The 23,277-nt window shown below is 60.9% G+C and carries 25 protein-coding genes; 16 read left to right on the forward strand and 9 right to left on the reverse strand.

All coding sequences use genetic code 11. The features are described 5' to 3' along the window. Window positions 1-462, forward strand: coding sequence for a type II toxin-antitoxin system RatA family toxin (locus ACK6D9_RS13160; protein WP_412048849.1), 462 nt, complete (start codon window positions 1-3; stop codon window positions 460-462). Here the strand turns inward: ACK6D9_RS13160 and ACK6D9_RS13165 are convergent. Both ACK6D9_RS13165 and ACK6D9_RS13170 read right to left on the reverse strand, forming a co-directional pair. Further along, complete coding sequence (locus ACK6D9_RS13165; RefSeq protein ID WP_412048850.1) at window positions 438-992, reverse strand: CinA family protein; 555 nt, start codon at window positions 990-992, stop codon at window positions 438-440. The genes ACK6D9_RS13160 and ACK6D9_RS13165 overlap by 25 nt on opposite strands. Next, window positions 989-2,206, reverse strand: a complete 1,218-nt coding sequence (locus tag ACK6D9_RS13170) for a bifunctional 2-C-methyl-D-erythritol 4-phosphate cytidylyltransferase/2-C-methyl-D-erythritol 2,4-cyclodiphosphate synthase (RefSeq protein ID WP_412048851.1) — start codon at window positions 2,204-2,206, stop codon at window positions 989-991. The genes ACK6D9_RS13165 and ACK6D9_RS13170 overlap by 4 nt, the downstream gene beginning before the upstream one ends. Window positions 2,207-2,255: 49 nt before the next feature. On the opposite strand from ACK6D9_RS13170, the gene ACK6D9_RS13175 reads away from it, so the two are divergent. From ACK6D9_RS13175 to hflX, 10 genes are all read left to right on the forward strand, one after another. Continuing rightward, window positions 2,256-2,417, forward strand: a complete 162-nt coding sequence (locus tag ACK6D9_RS13175; RefSeq protein ID WP_412051884.1) for a hypothetical protein — start codon at window positions 2,256-2,258, stop codon at window positions 2,415-2,417. Continuing rightward, window positions 2,366-3,382, forward strand: coding sequence for a tRNA dihydrouridine synthase DusB (gene dusB / locus ACK6D9_RS13180; RefSeq protein ID WP_412048852.1), 1,017 nt, complete (start codon window positions 2,366-2,368; stop codon window positions 3,380-3,382). The genes ACK6D9_RS13175 and dusB overlap by 52 nt, the downstream gene beginning before the upstream one ends. Next, the gene (locus ACK6D9_RS13185; RefSeq protein ID WP_412048853.1) at window positions 3,379-4,545 is read left to right on the forward strand and encodes a two-component system sensor histidine kinase NtrB; all 1,167 of its coding nucleotides are present in this window, start codon (window positions 3,379-3,381) and stop codon (window positions 4,543-4,545) included. The genes dusB and ACK6D9_RS13185 overlap by 4 nt, the downstream gene beginning before the upstream one ends. Window positions 4,546-4,549: 4 nt before the next feature. After that, window positions 4,550-6,001: a nitrogen regulation protein NR(I) gene (ntrC, locus tag ACK6D9_RS13190; RefSeq protein WP_412048854.1), complete on the forward strand. Its 1,452-nt coding sequence runs from the start codon at window positions 4,550-4,552 to the stop codon at window positions 5,999-6,001. A gap of 116 nt (window positions 6,002-6,117) precedes the next feature. Then, complete coding sequence (locus ACK6D9_RS13195; RefSeq protein WP_412048855.1) at window positions 6,118-8,439, forward strand: ATP-binding protein; 2,322 nt, start codon at window positions 6,118-6,120, stop codon at window positions 8,437-8,439. Then, complete coding sequence (locus ACK6D9_RS13200; protein WP_412048856.1) at window positions 8,429-9,793, forward strand: sigma-54-dependent transcriptional regulator; 1,365 nt, start codon at window positions 8,429-8,431, stop codon at window positions 9,791-9,793. Before ACK6D9_RS13195 ends, ACK6D9_RS13200 begins: the two co-directional genes overlap by 11 nt. 66 nt (window positions 9,794-9,859) lie before the next feature. Beyond that, window positions 9,860-11,236 carry a Trk system potassium transporter TrkA gene (gene trkA, locus ACK6D9_RS13205; RefSeq protein ID WP_412048857.1) on the forward strand — a complete coding sequence of 459 codons (1,377 nt, stop codon included), beginning with the start codon at window positions 9,860-9,862 and terminating at the stop codon, window positions 11,234-11,236. A gap of 4 nt (window positions 11,237-11,240) precedes the next feature. Then, window positions 11,241-12,710 (forward strand): potassium transporter TrkG, encoded by a 1,470-nt coding sequence (locus tag ACK6D9_RS13210; protein WP_412048858.1) that lies wholly within the window; start codon window positions 11,241-11,243, stop codon window positions 12,708-12,710. 382 nt (window positions 12,711-13,092) lie between these two features. After that, a complete protein-coding gene (gene hfq / locus ACK6D9_RS13215) occupies window positions 13,093-13,341 on the forward strand; it encodes an RNA chaperone Hfq (protein ID WP_267652421.1) in 249 nt (82 codons plus the stop codon). Continuing rightward, the gene (gene hflX / locus ACK6D9_RS13220) at window positions 13,268-14,740 is read left to right on the forward strand and encodes a GTPase HflX (RefSeq protein WP_412048859.1); all 1,473 of its coding nucleotides are present in this window, start codon (window positions 13,268-13,270) and stop codon (window positions 14,738-14,740) included. Before hfq ends, hflX begins: the two co-directional genes overlap by 74 nt. 197 nt (window positions 14,741-14,937) lie before the next feature. Here hflX and mazG read toward each other — a convergent pair whose 3' ends face one another. The 3 genes from mazG to ACK6D9_RS13235 all read right to left on the reverse strand — a co-directional run bounded on the left by mazG (window position 14,938) and on the right by ACK6D9_RS13235 (window position 16,621). Continuing rightward, the gene (gene mazG, locus ACK6D9_RS13225; RefSeq protein WP_412048860.1) at window positions 14,938-15,756 is read right to left on the reverse strand and encodes a nucleoside triphosphate pyrophosphohydrolase; all 819 of its coding nucleotides are present in this window, start codon (window positions 15,754-15,756) and stop codon (window positions 14,938-14,940) included. An 80-nt stretch (window positions 15,757-15,836) separates the two neighbouring features. Next, complete coding sequence (locus ACK6D9_RS13230) at window positions 15,837-16,439, reverse strand: nucleoside deaminase (RefSeq protein WP_412048861.1); 603 nt, start codon at window positions 16,437-16,439, stop codon at window positions 15,837-15,839. Window positions 16,440-16,456: 17 nt separating this feature from the next. Continuing rightward, window positions 16,457-16,621, reverse strand: coding sequence for a hypothetical protein (locus ACK6D9_RS13235; protein WP_412048862.1), 165 nt, complete (start codon window positions 16,619-16,621; stop codon window positions 16,457-16,459). Between ACK6D9_RS13235 and cysG the strand changes: the two genes are divergently transcribed. The 5 genes from cysG to ACK6D9_RS13260 are packed head-to-tail and all read left to right on the forward strand — an operon-like array spanning window position 16,620 to window position 20,929. Then, window positions 16,620-18,065 carry a siroheme synthase CysG gene (cysG, locus tag ACK6D9_RS13240; RefSeq protein WP_412048863.1) on the forward strand — a complete coding sequence of 482 codons (1,446 nt, stop codon included), beginning with the start codon at window positions 16,620-16,622 and terminating at the stop codon, window positions 18,063-18,065. The genes ACK6D9_RS13235 and cysG overlap by 2 nt on opposite strands. Before the next feature lie 10 nt (window positions 18,066-18,075). Next, on the forward strand, window positions 18,076-18,384 hold the full coding sequence (locus tag ACK6D9_RS13245; protein ID WP_412048864.1) for a DUF2849 domain-containing protein: 309 nt from the start codon (window positions 18,076-18,078) through the stop codon (window positions 18,382-18,384). Between the two features lie 12 nt (window positions 18,385-18,396). Continuing rightward, complete coding sequence (locus ACK6D9_RS13250; protein WP_412048865.1) at window positions 18,397-20,067, forward strand: nitrite/sulfite reductase; 1,671 nt, start codon at window positions 18,397-18,399, stop codon at window positions 20,065-20,067. Window positions 20,068-20,082: 15 nt separating this feature from the next. Further along, window positions 20,083-20,574, forward strand: coding sequence for a DUF934 domain-containing protein (locus ACK6D9_RS13255; protein ID WP_412048866.1), 492 nt, complete (start codon window positions 20,083-20,085; stop codon window positions 20,572-20,574). A gap of 19 nt (window positions 20,575-20,593) precedes the next feature. Further along, entirely contained in the window at window positions 20,594-20,929 is a 336-nt protein-coding gene (locus tag ACK6D9_RS13260) for a 2Fe-2S iron-sulfur cluster-binding protein (RefSeq protein WP_322989864.1), read from the forward strand. Between the two features lie 90 nt (window positions 20,930-21,019). On the opposite strand, the gene tmpT is transcribed toward ACK6D9_RS13260, so the two are convergent. The 4 genes from tmpT to ACK6D9_RS13280 all read right to left on the reverse strand — a co-directional run bounded on the left by tmpT (window position 21,020) and on the right by ACK6D9_RS13280 (window position 23,256). Then, window positions 21,020-21,655 carry a thiopurine S-methyltransferase gene (tmpT, locus tag ACK6D9_RS13265; protein ID WP_412048867.1) on the reverse strand — a complete coding sequence of 212 codons (636 nt, stop codon included), beginning with the start codon at window positions 21,653-21,655 and terminating at the stop codon, window positions 21,020-21,022. 11 nt (window positions 21,656-21,666) lie between these two features. Continuing rightward, complete coding sequence (locus tag ACK6D9_RS13270) at window positions 21,667-22,383, reverse strand: LrgB family protein (RefSeq protein ID WP_412048868.1); 717 nt, start codon at window positions 22,381-22,383, stop codon at window positions 21,667-21,669. Continuing rightward, complete coding sequence (locus tag ACK6D9_RS13275) at window positions 22,376-22,744, reverse strand: CidA/LrgA family protein (protein ID WP_412048869.1); 369 nt, start codon at window positions 22,742-22,744, stop codon at window positions 22,376-22,378. The genes ACK6D9_RS13270 and ACK6D9_RS13275 overlap by 8 nt, the downstream gene beginning before the upstream one ends. A gap of 74 nt (window positions 22,745-22,818) precedes the next feature. Next, complete coding sequence (locus ACK6D9_RS13280; protein WP_412048870.1) at window positions 22,819-23,256, reverse strand: YqaA family protein; 438 nt, start codon at window positions 23,254-23,256, stop codon at window positions 22,819-22,821. Window positions 23,257-23,277 lie beyond the last annotated feature (21 nt).

Raw genomic sequence — 23,277 nt, forward strand, 5'->3', positions numbered from 1 at the left:
ATGCCATCCTATAAAACCACACGCCAGGTTCCGCATTCGCCACGCCAGATGTTTGATCTGGTCGCGGATGTCGAGCGCTATCCGCAGTTCCTGCCGCTGTGCGAAGCGCTCACTGTGCGCTCGCGCAAGGAACGCGACGGCAAGACCTTGCTGATTGCCGACATGACGGTGGGCTACAAGGCGATCCGCGAAACCTTCACCAGCCAGGTGCTGCTCAAGCCTGACGAACTTGCCATCGATGTCAAATACCTCGATGGCCCGTTCAAGTATCTCGACAACCGCTGGCGTTTCGAACCGCACGAGGGTGGCGGTTGCGAGGTGTGCTTCTATATCGAGTACGAGTTCAAGAGCCGGATGCTTGGCGCACTGATGGGGGCGATGTTCGACCGTGCCTTCCGCATGTTCGCCGAAGCGTTCGAAAAACGCGCTGTCGAGATTTACGGCGCGGCCGGCGACGTCTGATTTTCACTGGCCAGCATGACGCGGCCGATCAGTGCTTCCAACGCCGCTCGAACGGTTGCGGCGCGGATCATGTCGCGGCTCCAGTCTGGGTCCCAACGCAATTCCACCACGCTGGTCAGGTCCCCGGGCCCCGATAGCCCCATCCACACCAGCCCGACCGGCTTCATCGGCGTGCCGCCGCCCGGTCCTGCCACGCCCGTGACCGACACCGCATAGCCGGCCCGCGAGCGCCGCCGCGCGCCCAGCACCATCTCGGTGGCCGTCTGCGCCGAGACAGCGCCGAAGGCTTCCACCGTGGCTTCCTTGACGCCGAGCATGTCCTGCTTGGCTTCGTTCGAATAGGTGACGAAACCGCGATCGAACACGGCTGAGGATCCGGCAACATCGGTGATCGCGCCGGCAATAAGTCCACCGGTGCAGGACTCCGCAGTGGCGACCATGGCGCCGGCACCGGACATTACATGAAGCAGTTCATCAGCCAGAGCGCGGCTGTCAGCCCGCAGGCCCGAAAGGGTTTCGGCTTCGCTCATGATGGCTCTCCAAACACCACGGTTGCCGTGGCGATCGCGGCGATCCCTTCGCGGCGACCGATGCAGCCGATGGTCTCGTTGGTGGTGGCCTTGACCGAACAGCGCTCGAGCGAAATGCCGAGGATGCGGGCGAGGTTGGCGCGCATCACCTGCCGGTGCGGTCCGATCTTCGGCGCTTCGGCAATCAGCGACACATCGGCGTTCATGATGGTACCGCCGGCGCTGCGGACGATCTCGACCGCGTGAGTGAGAAAGACCTCGGAGGCAACGCCTCGCCACTCGGGCTCGGATGGCGGGAAGTGATCGCCGATGTCGCCGGCGCCGCAGGTAGCCAACAGCGCGTCGGTCAGCGCGTGCAGCGCCACGTCAGCGTCGGAATGGCCGTCAAGCCGCTGGTCATGGGCAATGTCGATGCCGCAGAGCGTGACATGGGTGCCGGCCACCAGCCGGTGCACATCGTAGCCATTGCCCGTGCGCACATCCGGCAGGGCCGCGGTCGGCGGGGTCGAAGAAGAGAGCCGTTCGTCGGCCATGGCGAGATCCTCCGCAGTAGTGAGTTTGACATTGACCGGACTGCCCGGTGCGAGCCGCACGGTCAACCCGGCCCATTCGGCAATGGCGCAATCATCGGTGAATTCCATCCCTGTTTGGGTGACGGCGCGCGCATGGGCGGCGCTGATCGATGGGAAGTCAAACCCTTGTGGTGTCTGCGCCCCGAACAATCCGGCCCGGGCGATGGTCTCGGTGACATTGCCCTCGGCGTCGCCGCGCTTGAGCGTGTCGGCGACCGCCAAAGCGGGCAGGGCTGCCTGATGTCCTGCATCAAGGGCTGTAAGCACGCCGTCAATGACCTCCCGTGTGACAAACGGACGAACCGCGTCATGGATCAGGACGTACGCTGGCCGGGTTTCACGGAGGGCATCAAGACCGGCGCGGACCGAAGCCTGGCGGTTGGCGCCGCCGAATACGGTTCTGATCGAGTTGTCTGGACACAGGCCGGCGGTAGCGTCGGCATACAGCACTTCATCGTCTGGATGAATGACCACGACTATGTCGCTGCAACCCGGATGTTCCAGAAAACGCGACAGCGTCCAGGCGATGACCGGTTTGCCGCCAATCCGTCGATATTGTTTGGGACCGTCCGCGGGCGAACCGGCGCGCTCGCCACGGCCGGCTGCGACAACCACCAGCGCAAAGTTCTTGCTGTCATTCACGGTGCGAATTCCCATCCGGCATCATTGCTGTGTGTTTAGGGGGTGTCTCATGGAGAAAAAAGCTCTTTTGAATTTTTCTTGGAAATGCGGCGATTTCGCCTTGGCAATTCCATCTGAGGTGTCTAAAAAAGAGGCAACAAAGAGAGCTGCTCGAAACGCATGCAAAATAGTACCAAAGAAATTGACCGGCCCTTGGCAATCGGACCGGTGACCGCACGGAACCGGGTTTTCCTGGCGCCGCTATCGGGTATTTCCGATTTGCCGTTCCGGCAACTGGCATGGCGCTATGGCGCAGGCCTGGTCATTACCGAAATGGTGGCAAGCCGTGAACTGGTCACCGAACGGCGCGAATCACGGGTTCGCCTGCGCGGTGACGGAATTGATCCACACGTGGTCCAACTTGCCGGGCGCGAAGCCGACTGGATGGCGGAAGCTGCGCGCATTGCCGAGGCCGAAGGCGCGGCGATGATCGACATCAACATGGGCTGTCCGGCCAAGAAGGTCACAGGTGGCTATTCCGGATCGGCGCTGATGCGCGATCCCGATCACGCGCTCAGCCTGATCGAAGCCACCGTCAATGCCGTCTCGGTGCCGGTGACACTGAAAATGCGGCTCGGCTGGGACCATGAAAATCTCAATGCGCCGGCCATCGCTGCACGTGCCGAAGCCGCCGGCATTCAGATGATCACCATTCACGGGCGCACCCGCATGCAATTTTACGAGGGCGTGGCCGACTGGGACGCGATCGCCAGCATCCGCGATGCGGTCAGGGTGCCGCTGGTCGCCAATGGCGATGTCAATTCGCGGGCTGATATCGACGAATGCCTGCGTCGCTCGGGTGCCGATGCGGTGATGATCGGGCGCGCCTCGCGCGGCCAGCCCTGGATTTGCGGCATTCTTGCCGGATCGACCGACGCACCGAAACCGGGCCCGCAACGCAACGCCATCGCCCTGGAGCATTACACGATGATGATCGACCATTACGGCGAAGACGTCGGTGTCCGTCATGCCCGCAAGCATATTGGCTGGTATCTCGACACCCTCGCGCCTTCGGCGCCGAAGCGGCTCAAAGGCGCACTGATGACGGCGCGAACGGCTGCCGAGGCGTTGCCTTTGTTTTCCGAAGCGCTGGAGACGGGCGCTGACACCGCTGCAAACCTGGAGTCGGCGGCATGAGCGACACCCCTGTGGATGAGGCTATACCCGCCAGTGCCGGCGACATCGCCAGCATGGTGCTCAACACGATCCAGCACCCCGTGATCATGGTCGATGCGGCGGGGCTGGTGTGTTTTGCCAACTGGGAGGCCGAAGCCTTCTTCGCGGCAAGCGCCACGCATCTCGCCCGCCACACGCTCGACACCTTCATTCCGTTTGGCAGCCCGCTGCTTGAGCTGATCGAGCAGGTGCGCACACGCCGCGCCGCGGTCAACGAATACCGGGTTGATTTGAGTTCGCCGCGGCTTGGCAACGACAAGCTGGTCGATCTCTATGTCGCCCCGGTTGCCGGTGTGCCCGACAATGTCGTTGTTTTCTTTCAAGAAAGATCGATGGCCGACAAGATCGACCGGCAGTTGACCCACCGCGCCGCCGCTCGCTCGGTGACCGGACTGGCCTCGATGCTGGCCCATGAAATCAAGAACCCGCTGTCAGGCATTCGCGGTGCCGCGCAACTGCTGGAAATGACCGTTGGTGAGGAAGACCGCTCGCTGGCGCGGCTGATCCGCGATGAAACCGACCGCATTGTCTCGTTGGTTGACCGGATGGAGATCTTTTCCGACGAGCGTCCGGTCGACCGCACGCCGGTCAACATCCATTCGGTGCTTGATCGCGTCAAGGCGCTGGCCAAGGCCGGATTCGGTCGCAATATTCGCTTTGTCGAGCTCTATGACCCCTCGTTGCCGGCAGTCTACGCCAACCGCGATCAACTGGTGCAGGTGTTCCTGAATCTGGTCAAGAATGCCGCTGAGGCTGTCGGAGACAACCCCGACGGCGAAATCGTGCTGACCACTGCTTACCGTCCCGGCATCAAGCTCTCCGTCGCCGGCAGCCGCGACAAGGTTTCGCTGCCATTGGAATTCTGCGTGCAGGATAACGGGCCCGGCGTGCCAGCCGATCTGCTGCCGCATCTGTTCGACCCTTTTGTCACCACCAAAACCAACGGTTCCGGGCTCGGCCTGGCGCTGGTTGCCAAGATTGTCGGCGGACATGGCGGCATTGTCGAATGCGACAGCCAGGCCCGAAAGACCACATTCCGGATTCTGATGCCCGCGTCGCCCAATGGTGGACCGATTGAACCGGCGACAGACAAGAACAGTGCGCCGCTTGGCGAGAAGGACTAAGCTCATGAGCAAGGCCACCATACTCGTCGCCGATGACGACGCTGCCATCCGCACAGTGCTGAACCAGGCGCTGAGCAGGGCGGGTTACGAAGTTCGCATTACTTCCAACGCGGCAACTCTCTGGCGCTGGATTTCCGCAGGCGAGGGCGATCTGGTCATCACCGATGTGGTAATGCCCGATGAAAATGCCTTTGATCTGCTGCCCCGGATCCGCCGCGCCCGGCCCGATCTCCCGGTGCTGGTGATGAGCGCCCAGAACACCTTCATGACGGCCATCAAGGCATCTGAATGCGGCGCCTATGATTACCTGCCCAAGCCGTTCGATCTCACTGAGATGATCGGCACCATCGGTCGCGCCCTCTCAGAGCCACGCAAGCTGACAATCCAGCCTGAGGAAAGTACCGAAGGCATGCCGCTGGTGGGGCGGTCAACCGCGATGCAGGATATCTACCGGGTGCTGGCCCGGCTGATGCAAACCGATCTGACGCTGATGATCACCGGTGAATCCGGAACCGGCAAGGAACTGGTCGCCCGCGCGCTGCATGACTACGGCAAGCGCCGCAACGGCCCGTTCGTCGCCATCAACATGGCGGCGATCCCGCGAGATCTGATTGAATCGGAATTGTTTGGCCACGAAAAGGGCGCGTTTACCGGCGCCCAGAGCCGCTCGACCGGACGGTTTGAGCAGGCCGAAGGCGGTACCCTGTTTCTCGACGAGATCGGCGACATGCCGATGGACGCCCAGACCCGCTTGCTCAGGGTGCTCCAACAGGGCGAGTACACCACGGTCGGTGGCCGCATGCCGATCAAGACTGATGTGCGTATCGTCGCTGCGACCAACAAGGATCTCAAGATCCTGATCAACCAGGGCCTGTTTCGCGAGGACTTGTTTTATCGGCTCAACGTGGTTCCGTTGCGACTGCCAGCGTTGCGCGACCGAGCCGAGGACGTGCCTGATCTTGTCCGCCATTTTGTGCGTCATGCCGAGCAGGAGGGTCTGGACGCCAAGCGTTTCGATGGCGAGGCGCTTGATCTGCTCAAGGCCTATCCCTGGCCCGGCAACGTGCGCGAACTTGAAAACGTGGTGCGCCGGGTCATGGCACTCTATCCCCAGGACGTCATCACCAGCGAGATCATCGATAACGAGTTGCGCATCGAATCGCCCGAAGCAGCTTCGCCGCAGGGAACGGTCTCCACCGGCCAGGCCAGCATTGCCCAGGCTGTGGAAGAAAACATGCGCCGTTATTTCGCTGGGTTCGGGGAAGACTTGCCGCCATCGGGGCTTTATCACCGGGTGCTCGAGGAGGTCGAATATCCGCTGATACTGGCGGCACTGACGGCAACCCGCGGCAATCAGATCAAGGCGGCCGACCTGCTCGGCCTCAACCGCAATACGCTGCGCAAGAAAATCCGCGAGCTCGGCGTCACTGTCTACCGGTTGCCGCGTCCGGCCTGAGCGCCGCGCCTGACGCTGCGCTGGCTTGACAGACCGCCGGGCAAAGTTGCATTTTCGCCACATTCTGTTGCTTGTTCGCAACGATGGCAGCCAGAAAATGGAGCGGCAGGCGACAGATGGCAATCGATACGGGTTCCGCTCTCGCCGATTCGCACGGCGCCAATGCCGGTAGCCCTGGCGCAAGTGACCAGGGGCTTTCCCGCCGCAACCTGTTTACCGCGCCGGGCGTAGTGCTTGTCGCCTCGGCTTTTCTGAGCGCGCTGATTACCTTCGCCATCCTGTTGGGACTGACGCCGATTGAGCCGGTTGACCAGGTTGTGCTGGGCGCAGTGGTGATCAATCTGGTTTTCGTCATCGGTCTGATCACGCTGGTGTTTTTGGAAATCCGAATGCTGCTCAAGGCGCGGCGGCGCGGCAAGGCGGCAGCCAAACTGCACATCAGAATTGTCGCGCTATTCTCGATTGTTGCCATCTTGCCGGCAATCCTGGTCGCTGTCGTCGCCTCGATCACGCTCGACGTCGGCCTGGACCGCTGGTTTTCAATGCGGACCAAGTCCATCGTCAATTCCTCGTTGTCGGTGGCTGAAGCCTATGTTCTTGAAAATGCGCGCTTTTTGCAGGGTCAAACGGTCTCGATGGCCAATGATCTGGACAATGCGCGGTCACTCTACACGCTGGACCGGATCGGTTTCACCCAGTTTGTCACCCGCCAGGCGATCGGCAGGGGATTGCTCGGTGCGTTTCTGGTGCGCCCCGACGGCAGCGTCATTCTCCAGGCTGACATCCACACCGACCGGCCGTTGCCAGCGATTCCCGAACAGGCGCTCAAGGATGCGGTCGCGGGAAAGCCGACGCTAATTCCGCCCGGCGTCACCAATCTGGTCGGCGCGCTGATGCCGCTGCAGCAGATCAACGACGCGCTGCTTTACACCGTGCGGGCAGTCGACCCGGAAGTCATGCGCTCGACCCGGCTGATGGAAGAGGCCACCCAGGAATACCGGACGCTGGAGCAGGGGCGCACATCGCTGCAGCTTGCCTTCGGGATTCTCTATCTCGGTTTTGCGTTGATCGTGCTACTGGCAGCGATCTGGACCGCGATTGCCGTGGCCGACCGGCTGGTGCGACCGATTCGAATTCTGATCGGTGCGTCGGATGATGTCGCCAGCGGCAATCTCGATGTGTCCGTGCCTGTGCATGCTTCCGACGGCGATGTCGGGTCCCTGGCGCAGACCTTCAACAACATGATCGTCCAGATCAGAACCCAGCGCGATGAAATCCTCTCGGCCAAGGACCAGATCGACAACCGTCGGCGCTTCACCGAAGCCGTGCTGTCGGGGGTTTCAGCCGGCGTGGTCGGTGTTGATCACCGGGGTGCCGTGACCATCGCCAACCGGTCTGCCCGGCAAATCCTTGGTGATGGCGATGCCGAGATCATTGGTCAGTCGTTTTTCGAACTGGCCCCGGAATTTGAAACCGTGTTGGCGGAAGCGGCGATGCGGCCGAGGACCGACGCTCGCGCCCAGGTCACGCTCAACCGTGGGGGGATGGAAAGGACCCTCAACGTCAAGGTGACGCGGGAAGAATCCCATGATCGGCTTGAATCATTCGTCGTCACACTCGATGACATCACCGATCTCCTGATTGCCCAGCGCTCGACCGCCTGGGCCGATGTCGCCCGCCGCATCGCCCACGAAATCAAGAACCCGCTGACGCCGATCCAGTTGTCGGCCGAACGGATTCGCCGCCGCTATGGCAAGCAGATCCCCGATGACGACCGCGCGGTGTTCGACCAGTGTACCGACACCATTGTCCGTCAGGTCGAGGATATCGGCCGGATGGTCGACGAATTTTCCTCGTTTGCGCGGATGCCCAAGCCATCGAAAGCGCGCACTGATCTGCGCGACATCCTCAAGGATGCTACATTCCTGCGCGAAGTCAGCCGCAATGATATTGAATTTATTCGTGAATTCCCCGAAGCCCCATTGGAAGGAGAGTTCGACGCGCGTATGTTGGGCCAAGCATTCGGCAATTTGATCAAGAACGCCACAGAGGCGATCGACGCCGTGCCGTCCGACGCCGAGCGCAATGGAAAGACCATCATAGTTCGGGCCGGAATTTCACCTGACGGCCAGGATTATGCTGTTGATATCATTGACAACGGCCGGGGTTTGCCCGGCGACAACCGCCACCGCTTGCTCGAGCCCTACATGACGATGCGCGAAAAAGGCACCGGCCTGGGCCTCGCTATCGTCAAAAAGATCATCGAGGATCACGGCGGCACGATCCAATTGGGCGACGCGCCAGCTGAGGTTGATGAGGGCAGGGGCGCGATGATTACTGTTCGACTTCCGGTCGAACCGATTCCGCACGACGAGGGATCGACCAAATCCGATAGTCAACAACAAGAACAAACAAAGGAACCGGCAGATGGCGTCTGACATTCTCGTCGTTGATGACGAAGCCGACATTCGTGACATCGTTTCGGGCATCCTCGACGACGAGGGCCATGAAACCCGCACCGCCGGCGATAGCGATTCTGCGCTAGCGGCAATCTCGGACCGGGTGCCACGGTTGATCTTTCTCGATATCTGGCTGCAGGGCAGCCGGCTTGACGGGCTGGCGCTGCTCGACGAGATCAAGGCACGCTATCCCGATCTGCCGGTGGTGATGATTTCCGGGCACGGCAACATTGAAACCGCGGTGTCGGCGATCCAGCGCGGCGCCTATGACTTCATCGAAAAACCTTTCAAGGCGGATCGGCTGTTACTTGTTGCCGAGCGGGCATTGGAGACCTCGAAGCTTAAACGCGAAGTCACCGAGCTCAAGCGCCGCTCCGGCGACCAGTTGGAACTGATCGGCACGTCGGTCTCGGTCTCCCAGCTCAAGCAGACCATCGACAAGGTCGCGCCGACCAACAGCCGGGTGATGATTCTCGGCCCTTCCGGCTCCGGTAAGGAACTGGTGGCGCGGCTTCTGCACAAGAAATCGAGCCGTGCCGGCGGGCCTTTTGTGGTTCTCAACGCCGCGGCAATCACGCCTGAGCGGATGGAAGTGGCGCTGTTTGGCACCGAAAGTGCGGCCAGCCACGAACGCAAGGTTGGCGCCCTTGAAGAGGCCCATGGCGGCATTCTCTATCTCGATGAGGTTGCCGATATGCCGCGCGGCACCCAGAACAAGATTTTGCGGGTGCTTGTCGACCAGCAATTCGAGCGGGTTGGCGGTACCAAGCGGGTCAAGGTCGATGTGAGGATCATTTCGTCGACGGCGCGCAATCTCGAACAACTGATTGCCGACGGCGAATTCCGGGAAGATCTCTATCACCGGCTTGCGGTGGTGCCGTTGCGGGTACCCTCGCTCAGCGAACGGCGTGAGGACATTCCATTCCTGGTCGATATCTTCATGCGCCAGGTATCCGAACAGGCCGGTATCAGGAACCGTCGTATCGGTGAAGACGCACTGGCGGTGATCCAGGCCCACACCTGGCCCGGAAATATTCGGCAATTGCGCAACTATATGGAGCGGCTGATGATTTTGGCCCGCTCCGGCGGTCCGGACACGGTCATCACCGCCGACATGTTGCCCGACGACGTCTCCGATATGCTGCCCAAGACTTCTGCCTCGGGGTCAAATCACATCATGACGCTGCCGCTGCGCGAGGCCCGGGAATTGTTCGAACGCGACTATCTGATTGCCCAGATCAACCGGTTTGGTGGCAACATCTCGCGCACCGCTGAATTTGTCGGGATGGAACGCTCCGCGCTGCATCGCAAATTGAAATCGCTTGGCGTATAAGCGGCGCTTGCTGGCTGCTGCCGGCGTGTGTGACAAGCGCATGAGAGAGCGTGCAGGGAGACGGCAATGAAGGTCATCATTTGCGGCGCAGGGCGGGTGGGGTACGGCATTGCCGAACGTCTGGCCGCCGAGGACAACGACGTATCCGTCATTGATACGTCGGCGACGCTGGTTCAGGCGATCCGCGATACGCTGGATGTGCGCAGCTATGTCGGCCACGGCGCCCATCCCGACGTGCTGGCCCAGGCCGGCGCCGATCAAGCCGACATGATCATCGCCGTCACACTCTATGACGAAATCAACATGGTGGCGTGCCAGGTTGCGCATTCGCTGTTTAACGTGCCGACCAAGATCGCCCGCATTCGCGCCCAGTCCTATCTCAAGTCGCACTGGTCGGATCTGTTTTCCCGCGATCACATGCCGATTGACGTGATCATTTCGCCCGAAGTCGAAGTCGGCCAGATGGTGTTGCGCCGGATTGCGCTTCCCGGCGCCACTGACGCCGTGCGCTTTGCCGACGACAAGGTGGCGATGGTGGCGATCGAGTGCCTCGAAGACTGCCCGGTGGTCAACACGCCGCTGGTGCAACTGAGCGAATTGTTCCCCGATCTGATTGCCACCGTGGTGGGCGTCTGGCGTCATGACAAGCTGTTCGTGCCGCACTCCACCGACCAGTTGGAGACCGGCGATCTGGCCTATGTGGTCTGTGACCGGGACCACGTTCGCCGCACGCTCGGCCTGTTCGGTCACGAGGAGCAGGAGGCTGGCCGTATCGTCATCTCCGGTGGTGGCAATATCGGTTATTACGTCGCCGCCGCGATTGAAGAGCGGCAGCCCAAGACCAAGGTCAAGATCATCGAGGCAGACCGCAACCGCGCCGTCTCGATTGCCGATTCCCTTTCGCGCACGGTGGTGCTTAACGGTTCTTCGCTTGATCAGAACATTCTTGTCGAGGCCGACATCCAGAACGCCGATCTGATGGTGGCGCTGACCAATGACGACCAGGTCAACATCCTGTCCTCTGTGATGGCCAAGCGTTTGGGCTGCAAGGCCAATCTGGCCTTGATAAACAATCCCTCGTTTCAGGAATTTACCAAGACCCTTGGCATCGATGCCCATATCAATCCGCGCGCAGTCACGATTTCGAAGATCCTGCAACATGTTCGCCGTGGCCGCATTCGGGCAGTCTACTCGGTGCAAAAGGGCTCGGCCGAAGTGATCGAGGCCGAAGCGCTGGATACATCGCCGCTGGTCGGCAAGCCGCTGCGCAACCTGGATTTGCCCGATGGCGTGCGTATCGGCGCAATCTATCGCGACAAGCAGGTGATCCGGCCCGACGGATCCCAGAAGATCAAGGCCAAGGATCGGGTGGTGATGTTCGCAGCGCTGGATTCGGTACGTCATGTGGAACAGATGTTCCGCGTCAGCCTCGAATTCTTCTAGCCAGATGCTCGGCATCCTCCATGTGCTGGCAGTCTCTGTCGGCGGTCTGTTTGCAATGATGGTGCCGGCGGTACTGTTTGCCATCGCCGATGGCATGCGCGATCTCGCGTTTTCAATGCTGCTGGTCAGTTCGCTGGGCGTGTTCGCGGCGCTTATGGTGCTCGGCTCGATTGCCGGTTTTCCCCGGCGTCTGGGGCGTTCAGAGGGCTATCTGGCCCTGGTCGCGATCTGGTTTCTGCTGCCGATTGTGGCGGCGATTTCGTTCAAGACCCTGGCCGGTCTGTCCTGGATCGACGGTTGGTTTGAGGCGGTTTCGGCGTTGACCACGTCGGGGGCGACGCTGCTGACACGTGAGACCGCGCCGCGCGCAATCCTCTTCTGGCGCGCCTCGGTGGAGTGGTATGGCGGCTTTCTGACGCTGGTGTCGATCATCCACGTTCTGGCGCCGGGCGGGTTTGGCGGGTTGCCTGCGGGGGACCGACGGATGGTCACCGGACATTCCAGCGACATGACCATCGATCTCGCAGGGTTTCGCGATGTATTTTGGCAATATCTGTTGATGACGCTGATTGTCTTCATTGCGCTGATGTTGACCGGCGTGGAAGGCCCGTTTGCGGCAATGATGTCGATGATCGCGATTGCCACCGGCGGGTTTCTGCCGTTTGACGGTGCGCTTGAGCAACATGCCGGACCGATGGCGCAAATCGTGCTTGCGGTCGGGCTGGCCGTGGGCACTGTAAGTGTGTTCTGGCGGCGGCGTCTGCTACGCACGCCCAGGCACTTCATTGCTGCCAACCCGGAAGCGGTCATCATCGGCACCGGTATTCTGGTGCTCGCGGTGCTGTTTGCCGCGCGTCTGTCCGCAGTCTCTGGAGGTGCGGAATTGGGGCCGGTGTTTGCCGAAAGCCTGCTTGCTGCTGCCTCGCTGATCGCCACCAGCGGCATTGAAAGCAGGCCCGGTGTGCTTGCGCTCTGGCCTGAAATCATCGTGCTTCTGATCGTGCTTGTTGGCGGTGGCATCTATTCGACAACAGGCGGGTTCAAGGTCTACCGGATCTCGGCAATGGCGATCCATTCTGCCCGCGAACTCAACCGGCTGATCTACCCCAACAGTGTCTCCAGCCTGCGCTTTGGCACCCATCGTATCGATGAGCCGAGCATGCGGGCGATCTGGACTTACTTTGTCCTGTCATTGCTGGTCATTGCCGCCGCCGCGATGGCGTTGACGCTTGCTGCGACGGATTTCGAGGCCGGTATTGCCATGGCGATTGCCTTCTTCGCCAACGCAGCGCCGGTCTATGAAGCCCTGATTCCCCCGGTCTTTACCACCGATCCGGCCAATCCGGCCTGGCCGCAGCTCATCGCAATGCCGGCCTCGGCCAAGATTGTCGGGATTGTCGTCATGACCATGGGGCGACTGGAAGTGATGGTCGTATTTGCGGTGTTGAACTTGCGTTACTGGATGACCCGTTAGGTCGTATTGTGCTTGAACGGAATCGTTTTATGCTAGAATACAACAATTAAATCAGAGGCATGAGGCGACGTGCGCCCGGTTGGATGCACAGCGTTTGAGGGCTCATTGCCGGGTTCGCGCCGCTGATGCGCGGCAAAACAAGTGTTTACAAAACGGCGCAACAATGATCTTGTGCGATACATTCGGACGAGCGGATTTCTGTCAGCGGCAAACAATATAATTTGTATGTCTCAGGGAGTAAAATTGTTCGGAGCTTGACGTAACTCCAGGCTTTACAGCTGGCTCCGTTTTCAGTTGAAATGAGAGCGTTACGAACGGGATCTGAACGGGTGCGGTAATGACCTGCATATCGCGGGCAATAAAAAGACGGATATAAGGCGCAATGGCGGAGCGTTCACAAAACCTGCAGGATCTATTTCTCAACACGGTTCGGAAGCAGAAGATTTCCCTGACGATCTTTTTGATCAACGGGGTAAAGCTGACCGGCGTGGTGACGTCATTTGACAATTTCTGCGTGCTGTTGCGCCGCGATGGTCACTCGCAGCTTGTCTATAAACATGCAATCTCCACCATCATGCCCAGCCAGCCTGTGCAGATGTTCGAGAACGAGGACGCCGCTGAAGGCGCCTGACGGGAAAACGCACATAGAAACTGTTGATAGCTCCGGAAATTTCCACGACGCGGACAGCAAGTCCATCGTCACCCGCGCGATCGTGCTCATCCCGACCTTGCGCACGCGCAATGCTGCGCCTGGCAGCGGTCCCGATGGCGGCAATGTCGCCAAGCGACCGGACAGCCATCGCCTGGGCGAGGCGGTCGGCCTGGCAGGCGCCATCGAGCTTGAGGTTGCCGAAGCTCTGATCGTGCCGATATCCGATCCGCGGCCTTCGACCTTGTTCGGCAAGGGCAAGATGCTCGAGATGAAGGCGCTGATCGATTCGACCGATTCGCAACTGGTCATCGTCGATCATCCGCTGACGCCGGTACAGCAGCGCAATCTGGAGAAGGAATGGGCGGTCAAGGTGATCGACCGCACCGGTCTGATCCTGGAAATCTTCGGTCGTCGTGCCTCCACCAAGGAAGGTGTGTTGCAGGTCGAACTCGCCCATCTCAATTACCAAAAAGGACGACTGGTCCGCAGCTGGACCCACCTTGAACGCCAGCGTGGCGGCGGCGGCTTCATGGGTGGCCCCGGCGAAACCCAGATCGAGGCCGATAGGCGCCTGCTGCAGGAGCGCATCATCAAGCTTGAGCGCGAGCTCGAACAGGTGCGCCGCACACGGCAGTTGCACCGCGCCAAGCGCAAGAAGGTGCCGCATCCGATCGTGGCCCTTGTCGGCTATACCAATGCCGGCAAATCGACCCTGTTCAACCGGCTGACCGGTGCCGAGGTGCTGGCCGAAGACATGCTTTTTGCCACGCTCGATCCGACACTGCGCCGGATGAAGCTGCCGCATGGCGCCACGGTGATCCTGTCGGACACGGTGGGCTTCATTTCCAATCTTCCGACGCATCTGGTCGCAGCTTTCCGCGCCACGCTCGAAGAGGTGGTGGAAGCTGACCTGATCCTGCATGTGCGCGACATGTCCGATCCCGACCGCAATTCTCAGGCCACGGATGTCGAGGCGATCCTGAAAAGTCTTGGTGTCGGCGAGGAAAAGCCCGGCCAGATGCTGGAAATCTGGAACAAGGTGGATCTGCTCGACAACGATGCCGCGGACGCGCTCCGCACCCGCGCGGCTTCCGGCGAGGCGATCGTGGTCTCGGCCTTGAAAGGCGAGGGCGTCGACACGCTGCTGACTGCGGTCGAATCGCGCATTTCAGGTGAACTTGTCACCCGAACGGTGCGGCTCGGCACCCAGCAATTGCAGGTTATGTCCTGGATTTATGATAGGGGCAGGGTCAAGGACCGGATCGATCACGAAGACGGCTCGGTTGAGGTCACCGCCGAGTTCACGGCTGCCGACAGCCTCGATCTCGACCGGCAGCTGGGCCTGGGCCCGAAACCGGCAGATGATTGGGATGACTGACGTAATTCGCGGTCGATGAGTTCGTCGAAGCGATGAGACGTACCTTGCATGCGTTCGGGCCGTTTATGACTCGGAGCGCAGACCTGATTGCTCAATAACACCGCCAGGTTCGGAATTTTCACCGAGCATTTTGATCCCATCCCGGTCCGCTGCTGCAGTATGAGTGCAGCGGCCGGAAGGTTGCCGAAGAGCGGAACCTAATGGTTCTTCGCCTCTTGCCACAGGGCTTCCATTTCCGCGAGCGTAGCGTCATCAGGCGTCTTGCCCAGTTTCGCCAATCCCGCCTCGACATAGGCAAAGCGGGTGCGGAATTTGGTGTTGGTCGTCCGAAGCGCGTCTTCCGGATCGGTCTTGAGGTGTCGGGCCAGATTGGCGACGGCAAAGATCACGTCGCCCAGTTCACCCGCCGCTTTCTTCGTTTCGCCGCTGGCGATCTCGGCGCGCAATTCAGCAATCTCTTCCTCGATCTTGTCGATCACTGGCCCAGCAGCGCCCCAATCAAAGCCGACATGGGACGCTGCTTGCTGAAGCTTTAGCGCTTCCATAAGTGCGGGCAGGGCGCGCGGCACGTTGGTCAGCTGCCCGGGTGTCTCGCTCTCGGCAAGTCCCCGTGCGGCGCGGCGCTCTCTGCGCTCGCGTTTTTCCTCCGCCTTGATCTGGTCCCACTGAACCTTGACCTTGTCAGCGGTGTCGGCGTCCGAGCGGTCGAACACATGCGGATGCCGGCGGATCATCTTGGTGGTGATTGCCTCGACCACATCGCCAAAAGCAAATTGCCCGGCTTCTTCAGCCATGCGCGCGTGAAACACCACCTGCAGCAACAGATCGCCCAACTCATCGCACAAGTCATCGGGATCGTTGCGCTCGATCGCGTCGGCCACCTCGTAGGCTTCCTCGATCGTGTAGGGCTTGATCGAGTTGAAATCCTGCTTGATGTCCCAGGGGCAACCGGTCTCGGGGTGCCGGAGTGCCGCCATGATCTCGATGATGCCGGAAATGTCGCGGGATGGTTTCATCGCTCAAGCATAGCCGAGCCGGCAGAGGCCCGCGACGGTGAAGCCGCGGGCGTGGCTCTTGTCCACAACAGTTTGGCTGCTCAGTTGAGCGGGATGGCGTTATCGTCCTTGCTTGACTGGTAGGCCTCCGACAGCGCCGCATAGCGGTCGCGGATGCGTTCGGCCTGGTCAAGCAGCGGCTGCGCTTGCGCATCGGGCAGGGTGGCCAGGATCTCGAACAGCCCACGGCTCTTCCAGAACGCATTGTCGTGATTGTAGCCGCCCGGTTCCAGCCCGAACACTTCCTTGAGCATCTTCAGGTCATGGGGGATGGCAAATGAATCACGCGAATCCTCATGACTGAAGAAATAGATGAAATTGTCGAACCCGGCCCAGGCAATCGCCGACATGCACATGGTGCACGGTTCATGCGTCGACAGGAAGATCATGTCCTTGGTCGATTCCTGTTTTGAAACCGGGTGCTCGTAAAAGCATTTGAGCAGATGCACTTCGCCGTGCCAGAGCGGGTTTTCGGTCTCGTTGTTGGTCTGCGCCATCACCATTGATAGGTCGGATTTGCGCAGCAGCGCGCCGCCAAATACCTTGTTGCCCTCGGCAACACCGGTTTCGGTCAGCGGCAGAATGTCGTTCTCCATGACATCAAGTAGTCGGCGAACCAGCGCCGCATTTTCAAGGATCTCCATATCGGATTCCACTATTTTCAATGTCTGACCGCATGATCTTGAGGCATCGCGGTTACCCATTCTCCATAACCGGCTTTGAGAGGTAAAAGAATATCCGGATCGCTAATTCGACACATCATTGTACCTTCATTTGTTTCGTCATTATCTTGAAAATGCCTGTAATTCAGGAGTTTCCCGGACATGACGACGAAATCGCCGCAACTGACGACATTTCCTGCCTTCATGCGGGTCGACGCCCGGAAAGTGGCGATCTTCGGCAACGGCGCTGAAGCTGCCGCCAAGACCCGGCTTGTGGCCAACACCTCGGCCGAGATCTGTGTCTATGCCGATGCGCCCGGCGCCGAGCTGCGCGCCGATCTGGCGCGGCTTTCGATCGAACCCCAACGTGCCGCCTTTTCGTCCGAACAGTTGGACGGCGCCACCCTGGTTTTCGCCGCCACAGGCGATGGCGCGCTCGACCGTGACATTGTTGCCGCCGCACGTGCACGCCGGATCCCGGCCAACGCCGTCGACCAACCAGACTATTGCGATTTCCTGACACCGGCGCTGGTCAACCGTGCGCCTGTGGCCATTGCCATTGGCACCGAAGGCGCCGGCCCGGTGCTGGCGCAGATGATCCGTGCCCGCGTCGACCAGATGTTGTCGCCTTCGCTGGGTCGCTTGGCGCGGCTGGCTGCCGATTACCGTGTTGCAGTCGACCGGCTGGTGCCGCGCGGTGTTGCCCGGCGGGTGTTCTGGCGGCGATTTTTCGAAGCCGATGTCGCCACCCATGTCAGTCGCGGCGAGGTCTCGCTGGCCCGTCGCGCAGCCACCCGGATGTTGCGTGCCGGTGACAACGTACCCGGTCATGTCTGGCTGGTGGGTGCTGGCCCTGGCGCCGAAGATCTGCTGACCCTGCGCGCCCAACGGGCGATGATGGAAGCAGATGTGATCGTTCACGATGCGCTGGTGCACGAAGCAATCATCGCGCTTGGCCGCCGTGACGCCGAACGCATCTCGGTGGGCAAGCGCAAGGGCTGTCACTCCAGGAGTCAGGACGAGATCAATGATCTGCTGGTCGAGCTTGGGCGCTCAGGCAAGCGCGTGGTCCGGCTCAAATCCGGCGATCCGCTGATCTTTGGACGCGCCGGCGAGGAAATCGCAGCCCTTCGCGCGGCTAAAATTTCGTTCGAAGTCGTGCCTGGCATCACATCCGCGTTTGCTGCTGCCGCCGATTTCGAATTGCCGCTGACCCTGCGTGGCGTTGCCTCGTCGCTGGTCTTTACCACCGGTCACGATCTGACTGGCGCGACGTTGCCCGACTGGGCGCGGCTCGCCATCTCCGGCGCCACGCTCTGCGTCTATATGGGGCGCACGGTGGCAGCCAGTGTCGCCGCGCGGTTGATCGAGGCGGGGCTTGCCGCCGACATGACGGTTGCCATCGTTGAAAACGCCTCGCGCGACGAACGCCGTCTGTTTCATGGCACGCTCTTCGATCTGCCGGCACTCGAAGGCCGCAGCGAACTGAGCGGCCCGGTCATGGTGATCATCGGCGATGCCGTTGCCGGCGCCAATTTTGAACATTCCACCCCGATCAACGAGCGCATGCGGACACCCGCCGCCCAACCTCGAACCCATGCAGCCTGAGGAGGCCATCATGACAACCAAGGTGCTCACCGCAAACCGCCTGAGCGATGGCGTCGCTGTCTGGCTCGGTGCCGATGGAGAATGGACACTGTCGCTGCACGAGGCATTCCTGGCCCGTCACGACGATGCTGTTCATGCGATCGAGGCAGCCGGCGCCCAGGCGTTTGCCGACAACCGCGTCATCGACGTTGCCGTCATCGAGATCGAAGAGACCGAAGCCGGACCGCGACCGCTCCGGTTGCGTGAACGGATCCGCGCTGATGGTCCCACGATCGACTATGCACCCGCATTCCCACGACGGGTTTCCCACGCCGCCTGAGGATAAAACTCCATGTATCGTTACGATGAATTCGACCATGCCTTTGTCGCGGCCCGGGTCAGCCAGTTCACCGACCAGGTGGAGCGGCGGCTTGCTGGCGAGATCTCAGAAGATGCCTTCAAACCGATCCGGCTGATGAATGGTGTCTATCTGCAACTGCATGCCTACATGCACCGGGTGGCGATTCCCTACGGTACGCTGCACCCAAGGCAGTTGCGCAAGCTCGCCTATATCGCCCGCACCTATGACCGCGGCTACGGTCATTTCACCACCCGCCAGAACATCCAGTACAATTGGCCCAAGCTGTCCGACATCCCGGCGATCCTCAAGGAACTGGCCGAAGTCGAGATGCACTCGATCCAGACATCGGGTAACTGCATCCGCAATGTCACGGCCGATCATTTTGCAGGCGCAGCGGCAGATGAAGTAACAGATCCAAGACCTTACGCGGAAATTCTGAGGCAGTGGTCGACGCTGCACCCGGAATTTTCCTATCTGCCGCGGAAGTTCAAGATCGCCGTGACCGCTGCCGAACGCGATCGCGCGGCAATCCAGACCTATGACATCGGAATGCAGGTCAAGAAGAACGATGAAGGCCAGCTCGGCTTTGCCGTATGGATCGGCGGCGGGCAGGGGCGTACACCGCTTTTAGCCAAGAAATTCAAGGACTTTGTGCCAGAGGCGGAGCTTCTGTCTTACGTGACCGCAATCATGCGGGTCTACAATCTGCACGGTCGCCGGGATAACAAGTTCAAGGCCCGCATTAAGATCCTCGTACATGAGACCGGGGTGGAGAAGCTGGGCGCCGAGATCGATGCCGAATGGGCTCATCTCAAGGATGGCGAATTGAAGTTGCCCGCCGAGGAACTCGCCGCGATCAACGCCTATTTTGCTCCGCCAGACTTGGCGCCGCGGGCCGAGGGGTGGGGCGAACTAGCTGCCTGGAAGAAGTCCGATCCCGGTTTTTCCGATTGGGTCGGCCGCAACGTCGTTCCGCACCGGCATCCCGATTATGCCATGGTGACTGTGTCGCTGAAGCCGATCGGCGGCATCCCCGGCGACGCCACGGCCGAGCAGATGGAAGCAGTGGCGCGTCTTGCCGAAGAGTACGGTCACGATGAAATCCGCGTCACCCACGAGCAGAACCTGGTGCTGCCACATATCGCCCTGGCCGATCTTGAGCCGGTCTATCGGGCGCTTCTCGCCGAAGGTCTGGCGACGGCCAATGTCGGTCTGATCACCGACATCATTGCCTGCCCTGGTCTCGACTATTGCGCGCTTGCCAATGCCCGTTCGATTCCGCTGGCGCAGGGTATCTCCAACCGCTTTGCCGACCCGGCGCGACAGGCCGAGATCGGTGATCTGAAGATCAAGATTTCCGGCTGCATCAATGCCTGCGGCCATCACCATGTCGGCCATATCGGTATTCTCGGGGTCGAGAAGAAGGGCGCCGAACTCTACCAGATCTCGCTCGGCGGATCGGCGGACGAGAACGCCTCGATCGGCGATATCCTTGGTCGCGGTTTCGAGCCCGACCAGGTGACCGACGCCGTCGAGACCATTGTCGAGGTTTATCTCGCCAACCGCAGTGCCGCCTCGGAGCCCTTCATCGACTGCTACCGCCGCATTGGCGCCGCCCCGTTTAAAACCGCGCTGTATGGCGACCGGGCGCGCGCCGCCTGATACCGGAGAACTATCGTGACCATCATCTGGACCAAAAACGGCGTCGTCGACGACGATCCTTGGATCACCGCCGGTGACGAGGACGAAGGCAAATTGCTGTCAATCGACGAGGCGTTGGACCGTGACCGCGACAACGCTCCCTTTGGCGTGCTCGTCAAACCTGCCGACGACGTGCGCGCGCTGGCGCCGGTTCTGGACAGCATCAGCTTCATCGCCCTGACCTTTCCGGTCTTCAGCGACGGACGCGCCTTTTCCCAGGCCATGCTGCTGCGTGAACGTCTCAAGTACAAGAGTGAACTGCGCGCCATCGGCACCGTCTTGCTCGACCATGTGCCACTGATGCTCCGGGTCGGGATCGACAGTTTCGAGGTCAGCCACGAACCCACCATCGAACGGCTGAAGCAGCAAAGGCTGCCGGGCATCGATCTGCACTACCAGCCCTCCGCCGACGCCGCCAAGCCGTCCGGCGGTTACAGCTGGCGGCGTACCGCCATTCTCAACGGCTGAACCAACCAGGGACGTATCCATGCATATTCATGTCACCGACCAGAGCGGAACCCGCCATACGCTTGAGGCGCTGGAAGGGTTTCGGGTCATGGAAATCATTCGCGACTGGGGTCTCGACATCAAGGCCGAGTGCGGCGGTGCCTGCGCCTGCGCCACCTGCCATGTACATGTCGCCGAAGATTGGCTCGATCAGTTGCATCCGATGCGCGACGAGGAAGAAGACATGCTCGACCAGGCTTTCGATGTCCGTGACAATTCAAGGCTGTCGTGCCAGTTGCTGATGTCGGCCGAACTCGATGGTCTCGAGGTCCGGCTAGCGCCGGGAACGGAAGCCGGAGACCGTGCCGCCGCGTGACGACAGTGAATATTCACTTGCCGACGGTGTTGCCGGTCCTTCATGGTCTACTAAGTAAGTCGACAATGTTTCCCCGGGACGCATTACCGCTCATAGCGGCCTGAGCAACCAGACGATTTCGACCGCAGTCACACCTTTGAAACCCCCGGCCACGGTATTATGGGCGAGGATTGAAAGGTCATGGCGGTCGCCGTAGCGCTGCATGACTTCGTCACCGGGAATCGAAAACGGCGGCCCGTCAAGCAGCGAAGTATCGTACTCGAAGGTGACAAGCAGCTGTGGCGCGTTGTCGGTGATGCCGGCGATGTGGGGAGCGTATTGGGCGCGCATCGTTTCGGGCAGCGCGACAAAGGCCGCCCGGTCAAAAATGGCATCGACCGGGCCGAGCACGGCTGACGTCAGGTCGAAAACATCACCTGCGAATATGTCGATATTGTCCGCGCTGTAATGCTTCAACTTTCCCAGATCCGAAATTACCGGTCCAATGCCAAGCTCTTCAAACAATTGTTCGATCGCCACTTCGCTGAGTTCCGCGCCGGCAACGCGGTGGCCTCTGGAGAGCAGCCAGCCGATGTCGAGCGTCTTGCCGCACAGGGGAACGAATACGCGCCCGTTTTCCGGGACCCCAAGATCCGGGAAATGGGTGACCAGCAGCGGGTTGGGTTCTCCCTCGTGAAAACCGATCCTGCCGGTCCCCCAACGGTCATGCCAGAAACTGTGTTCCATCCTAAATCCTCTTAGAAAAACAATCGCCACAGGATTGGCAGCAGAATTGCGGTTGCCAGTGCATTCAGGCCCATGGCGAGGCCCGAGAAGGCGCCGGCCAGCTCATTGACCTGCAGCGCCCGCGCCGTGCCGATGCCGTGGCTGGCGGTGCCGAGCGCCAGCCCCCGCGCGCGCCAGTCCTTGACGCCGATCAGATTGAGCAGCGGTGGGCCGAGGACGGCGCCCAGTATCCCGGTCAGGATCACCAGAACCGCGGTCAGAGACGGCAGACCACCCAGTTGCTCGGTAATCCCCATCGCCACAGGTGCGGTGACGGACTTCGGCGCCAGCGACAGCAGGGTCTCGCGGCTGGCGCCAAGCACCCAGCCGAGGCCGATAGCGGTTCCGATCGCCGTCAGCGAGCCGCACAGCAGGCTGGTAATCAGGGCCAGTGCAGAGCGGCGGACCCGTTCGAACTGCCGGTAAAGCGGGATCGCCAGCGCCACGGTGGCGGGGCCGAGCAGGAAATGCACAAACTGTGCGCCCTCGAAATAGGTCTCGTAACTGGTTCCGCTAAGCGTCAGCAGCCCGACGACAACGATCACCGCCGTGAGCACCGGGTTGAGAAACGGTTTGTGGCCGGAGCGATCATAGAGCCATGTGCCGGCTTGGAACGCCGCTAGTGTGAGCGTGAGGAACATCAGCGGACTGGCGCTGAGATAGACCCAGACGTCGGTGAGCTTACCCATTGTCTGCCTCCGGGTTATCGGAACTGCCGGCGCGGGCAAGCCGGTTCATCACCAGCGCTGTTACCGCGATGGTTGCCAGTGTGGAACCGACAAGTGCCACAGAGATTGGCAGCCAGTCCTGCCCGAGCAGGCCCAGATGCGCCATCACGCCAACACCGGCCGGCACGAACAGCAGCGCCAGATGCCTGAGCAATGTATCGGCCACTGCGCCGATATCGTCAGGCACAGATCCCTTGATGGCAAGCAGCGTGAACAGGATCACCATGCCAGCTACCGGACCGGGTACCGGCAGGCCGGAAAAACGGGTGATCAATTCGCCGGCCAACTGGCAGCAAAGTATGAGGGTCAGGGCTGAAAGCATGATCGGCATCCTGTCAGGCGGGAGATGCGGGCAGGGGAGATACTGCCAGATTCCCGTGTTTCACCCCAGCCGTATTATGACGCAGCGTCAATGCCTGCTGCCAGCACCGCATAGCGCCCGATCTTGCCGATCGACACCAGCAGCAGGAACCGCCATAGCGGTTCGCGCATGATGCCGGCCACCAAGGTCAGCGGGTCGCCGATGATCGGAACCCAGGCCAGCAAGAGCGACCAGTAGCCAAATCGCTGGTACTGCGTCTGCGCGCGCTGCAACTGTGCCTGGCTGGCGGGAAACCATCTCTTGCCGCGATACCGTTCCACCCCACGGCCGATAAGCCAATTAAGAATGGAACCCAATATATTGCCGAGACTGGCGACGGCGACCAGCGCCACCACCGGCTGGCCACCGGCCAGGATCAGGCCGCCAAGCACGCTTTCCGATTGCGCCGGAACCAGCGTGGCGGCCAGAAGCGAGGCGAGGAACAGGCTTGTATAGGCGGCCAGATCCGACATCGGCGAGTGGGCTCCCAACAA

The organism is Hoeflea sp. Naph1 (assembly GCF_046837775.1).
GTDB lineage: Bacteria > Pseudomonadota > Alphaproteobacteria > Rhizobiales > Rhizobiaceae > Hoeflea.

Excerpts from the sequence above, each read along its gene's own strand:
- ACK6D9_RS13160 (WP_412048849.1), top strand. The coding sequence starts at position 1 with ATGCCATCCTATAAAACCACACGCCAGGTTCCGCATTCGCCACGCCAG.
- ACK6D9_RS13165 (WP_412048850.1), bottom strand. The coding sequence starts at position 992 with ATGAGCGAAGCCGAAACCCTTTCGGGCCTGCGGGCTGACAGCCGCGCT.
- ACK6D9_RS13175 (WP_412051884.1), top strand. The coding sequence starts at position 2,256 with ATGGAGAAAAAAGCTCTTTTGAATTTTTCTTGGAAATGCGGCGATTTC.
- dusB (WP_412048852.1), top strand. The coding sequence starts at position 2,366 with ATGCAAAATAGTACCAAAGAAATTGACCGGCCCTTGGCAATCGGACCG.
- ACK6D9_RS13185 (WP_412048853.1), top strand. The coding sequence starts at position 3,379 with ATGAGCGACACCCCTGTGGATGAGGCTATACCCGCCAGTGCCGGCGAC.
- ntrC (WP_412048854.1), top strand. The coding sequence starts at position 4,550 with ATGAGCAAGGCCACCATACTCGTCGCCGATGACGACGCTGCCATCCGC.
- ACK6D9_RS13195 (WP_412048855.1), top strand. The coding sequence starts at position 6,118 with ATGGCAATCGATACGGGTTCCGCTCTCGCCGATTCGCACGGCGCCAAT.
- ACK6D9_RS13200 (WP_412048856.1), top strand. The coding sequence starts at position 8,429 with ATGGCGTCTGACATTCTCGTCGTTGATGACGAAGCCGACATTCGTGAC.
- trkA (WP_412048857.1), top strand. The coding sequence starts at position 9,860 with ATGAAGGTCATCATTTGCGGCGCAGGGCGGGTGGGGTACGGCATTGCC.
- ACK6D9_RS13210 (WP_412048858.1), top strand. The coding sequence starts at position 11,241 with ATGCTCGGCATCCTCCATGTGCTGGCAGTCTCTGTCGGCGGTCTGTTT.
- hfq (WP_267652421.1), top strand. The coding sequence starts at position 13,093 with ATGGCGGAGCGTTCACAAAACCTGCAGGATCTATTTCTCAACACGGTT.
- hflX (WP_412048859.1), top strand. The coding sequence starts at position 13,268 with ATGCAATCTCCACCATCATGCCCAGCCAGCCTGTGCAGATGTTCGAGA.
- mazG (WP_412048860.1), bottom strand. The coding sequence starts at position 15,756 with ATGAAACCATCCCGCGACATTTCCGGCATCATCGAGATCATGGCGGCA.
- ACK6D9_RS13230 (WP_412048861.1), bottom strand. The coding sequence starts at position 16,439 with ATGGAGATCCTTGAAAATGCGGCGCTGGTTCGCCGACTACTTGATGTC.
- cysG (WP_412048863.1), top strand. The coding sequence starts at position 16,620 with ATGACGACGAAATCGCCGCAACTGACGACATTTCCTGCCTTCATGCGG.
- ACK6D9_RS13235 (WP_412048862.1), bottom strand. The coding sequence starts at position 16,621 with ATGTCCGGGAAACTCCTGAATTACAGGCATTTTCAAGATAATGACGAA.
- ACK6D9_RS13245 (WP_412048864.1), top strand. The coding sequence starts at position 18,076 with ATGACAACCAAGGTGCTCACCGCAAACCGCCTGAGCGATGGCGTCGCT.
- ACK6D9_RS13250 (WP_412048865.1), top strand. The coding sequence starts at position 18,397 with ATGTATCGTTACGATGAATTCGACCATGCCTTTGTCGCGGCCCGGGTC.
- ACK6D9_RS13260 (WP_322989864.1), top strand. The coding sequence starts at position 20,594 with ATGCATATTCATGTCACCGACCAGAGCGGAACCCGCCATACGCTTGAG.
- tmpT (WP_412048867.1), bottom strand. The coding sequence starts at position 21,655 with ATGGAACACAGTTTCTGGCATGACCGTTGGGGGACCGGCAGGATCGGT.
- ACK6D9_RS13270 (WP_412048868.1), bottom strand. The coding sequence starts at position 22,383 with ATGGGTAAGCTCACCGACGTCTGGGTCTATCTCAGCGCCAGTCCGCTG.
- ACK6D9_RS13275 (WP_412048869.1), bottom strand. The coding sequence starts at position 22,744 with ATGCTTTCAGCCCTGACCCTCATACTTTGCTGCCAGTTGGCCGGCGAA.
- ACK6D9_RS13280 (WP_412048870.1), bottom strand. The coding sequence starts at position 23,256 with ATGTCGGATCTGGCCGCCTATACAAGCCTGTTCCTCGCCTCGCTTCTG.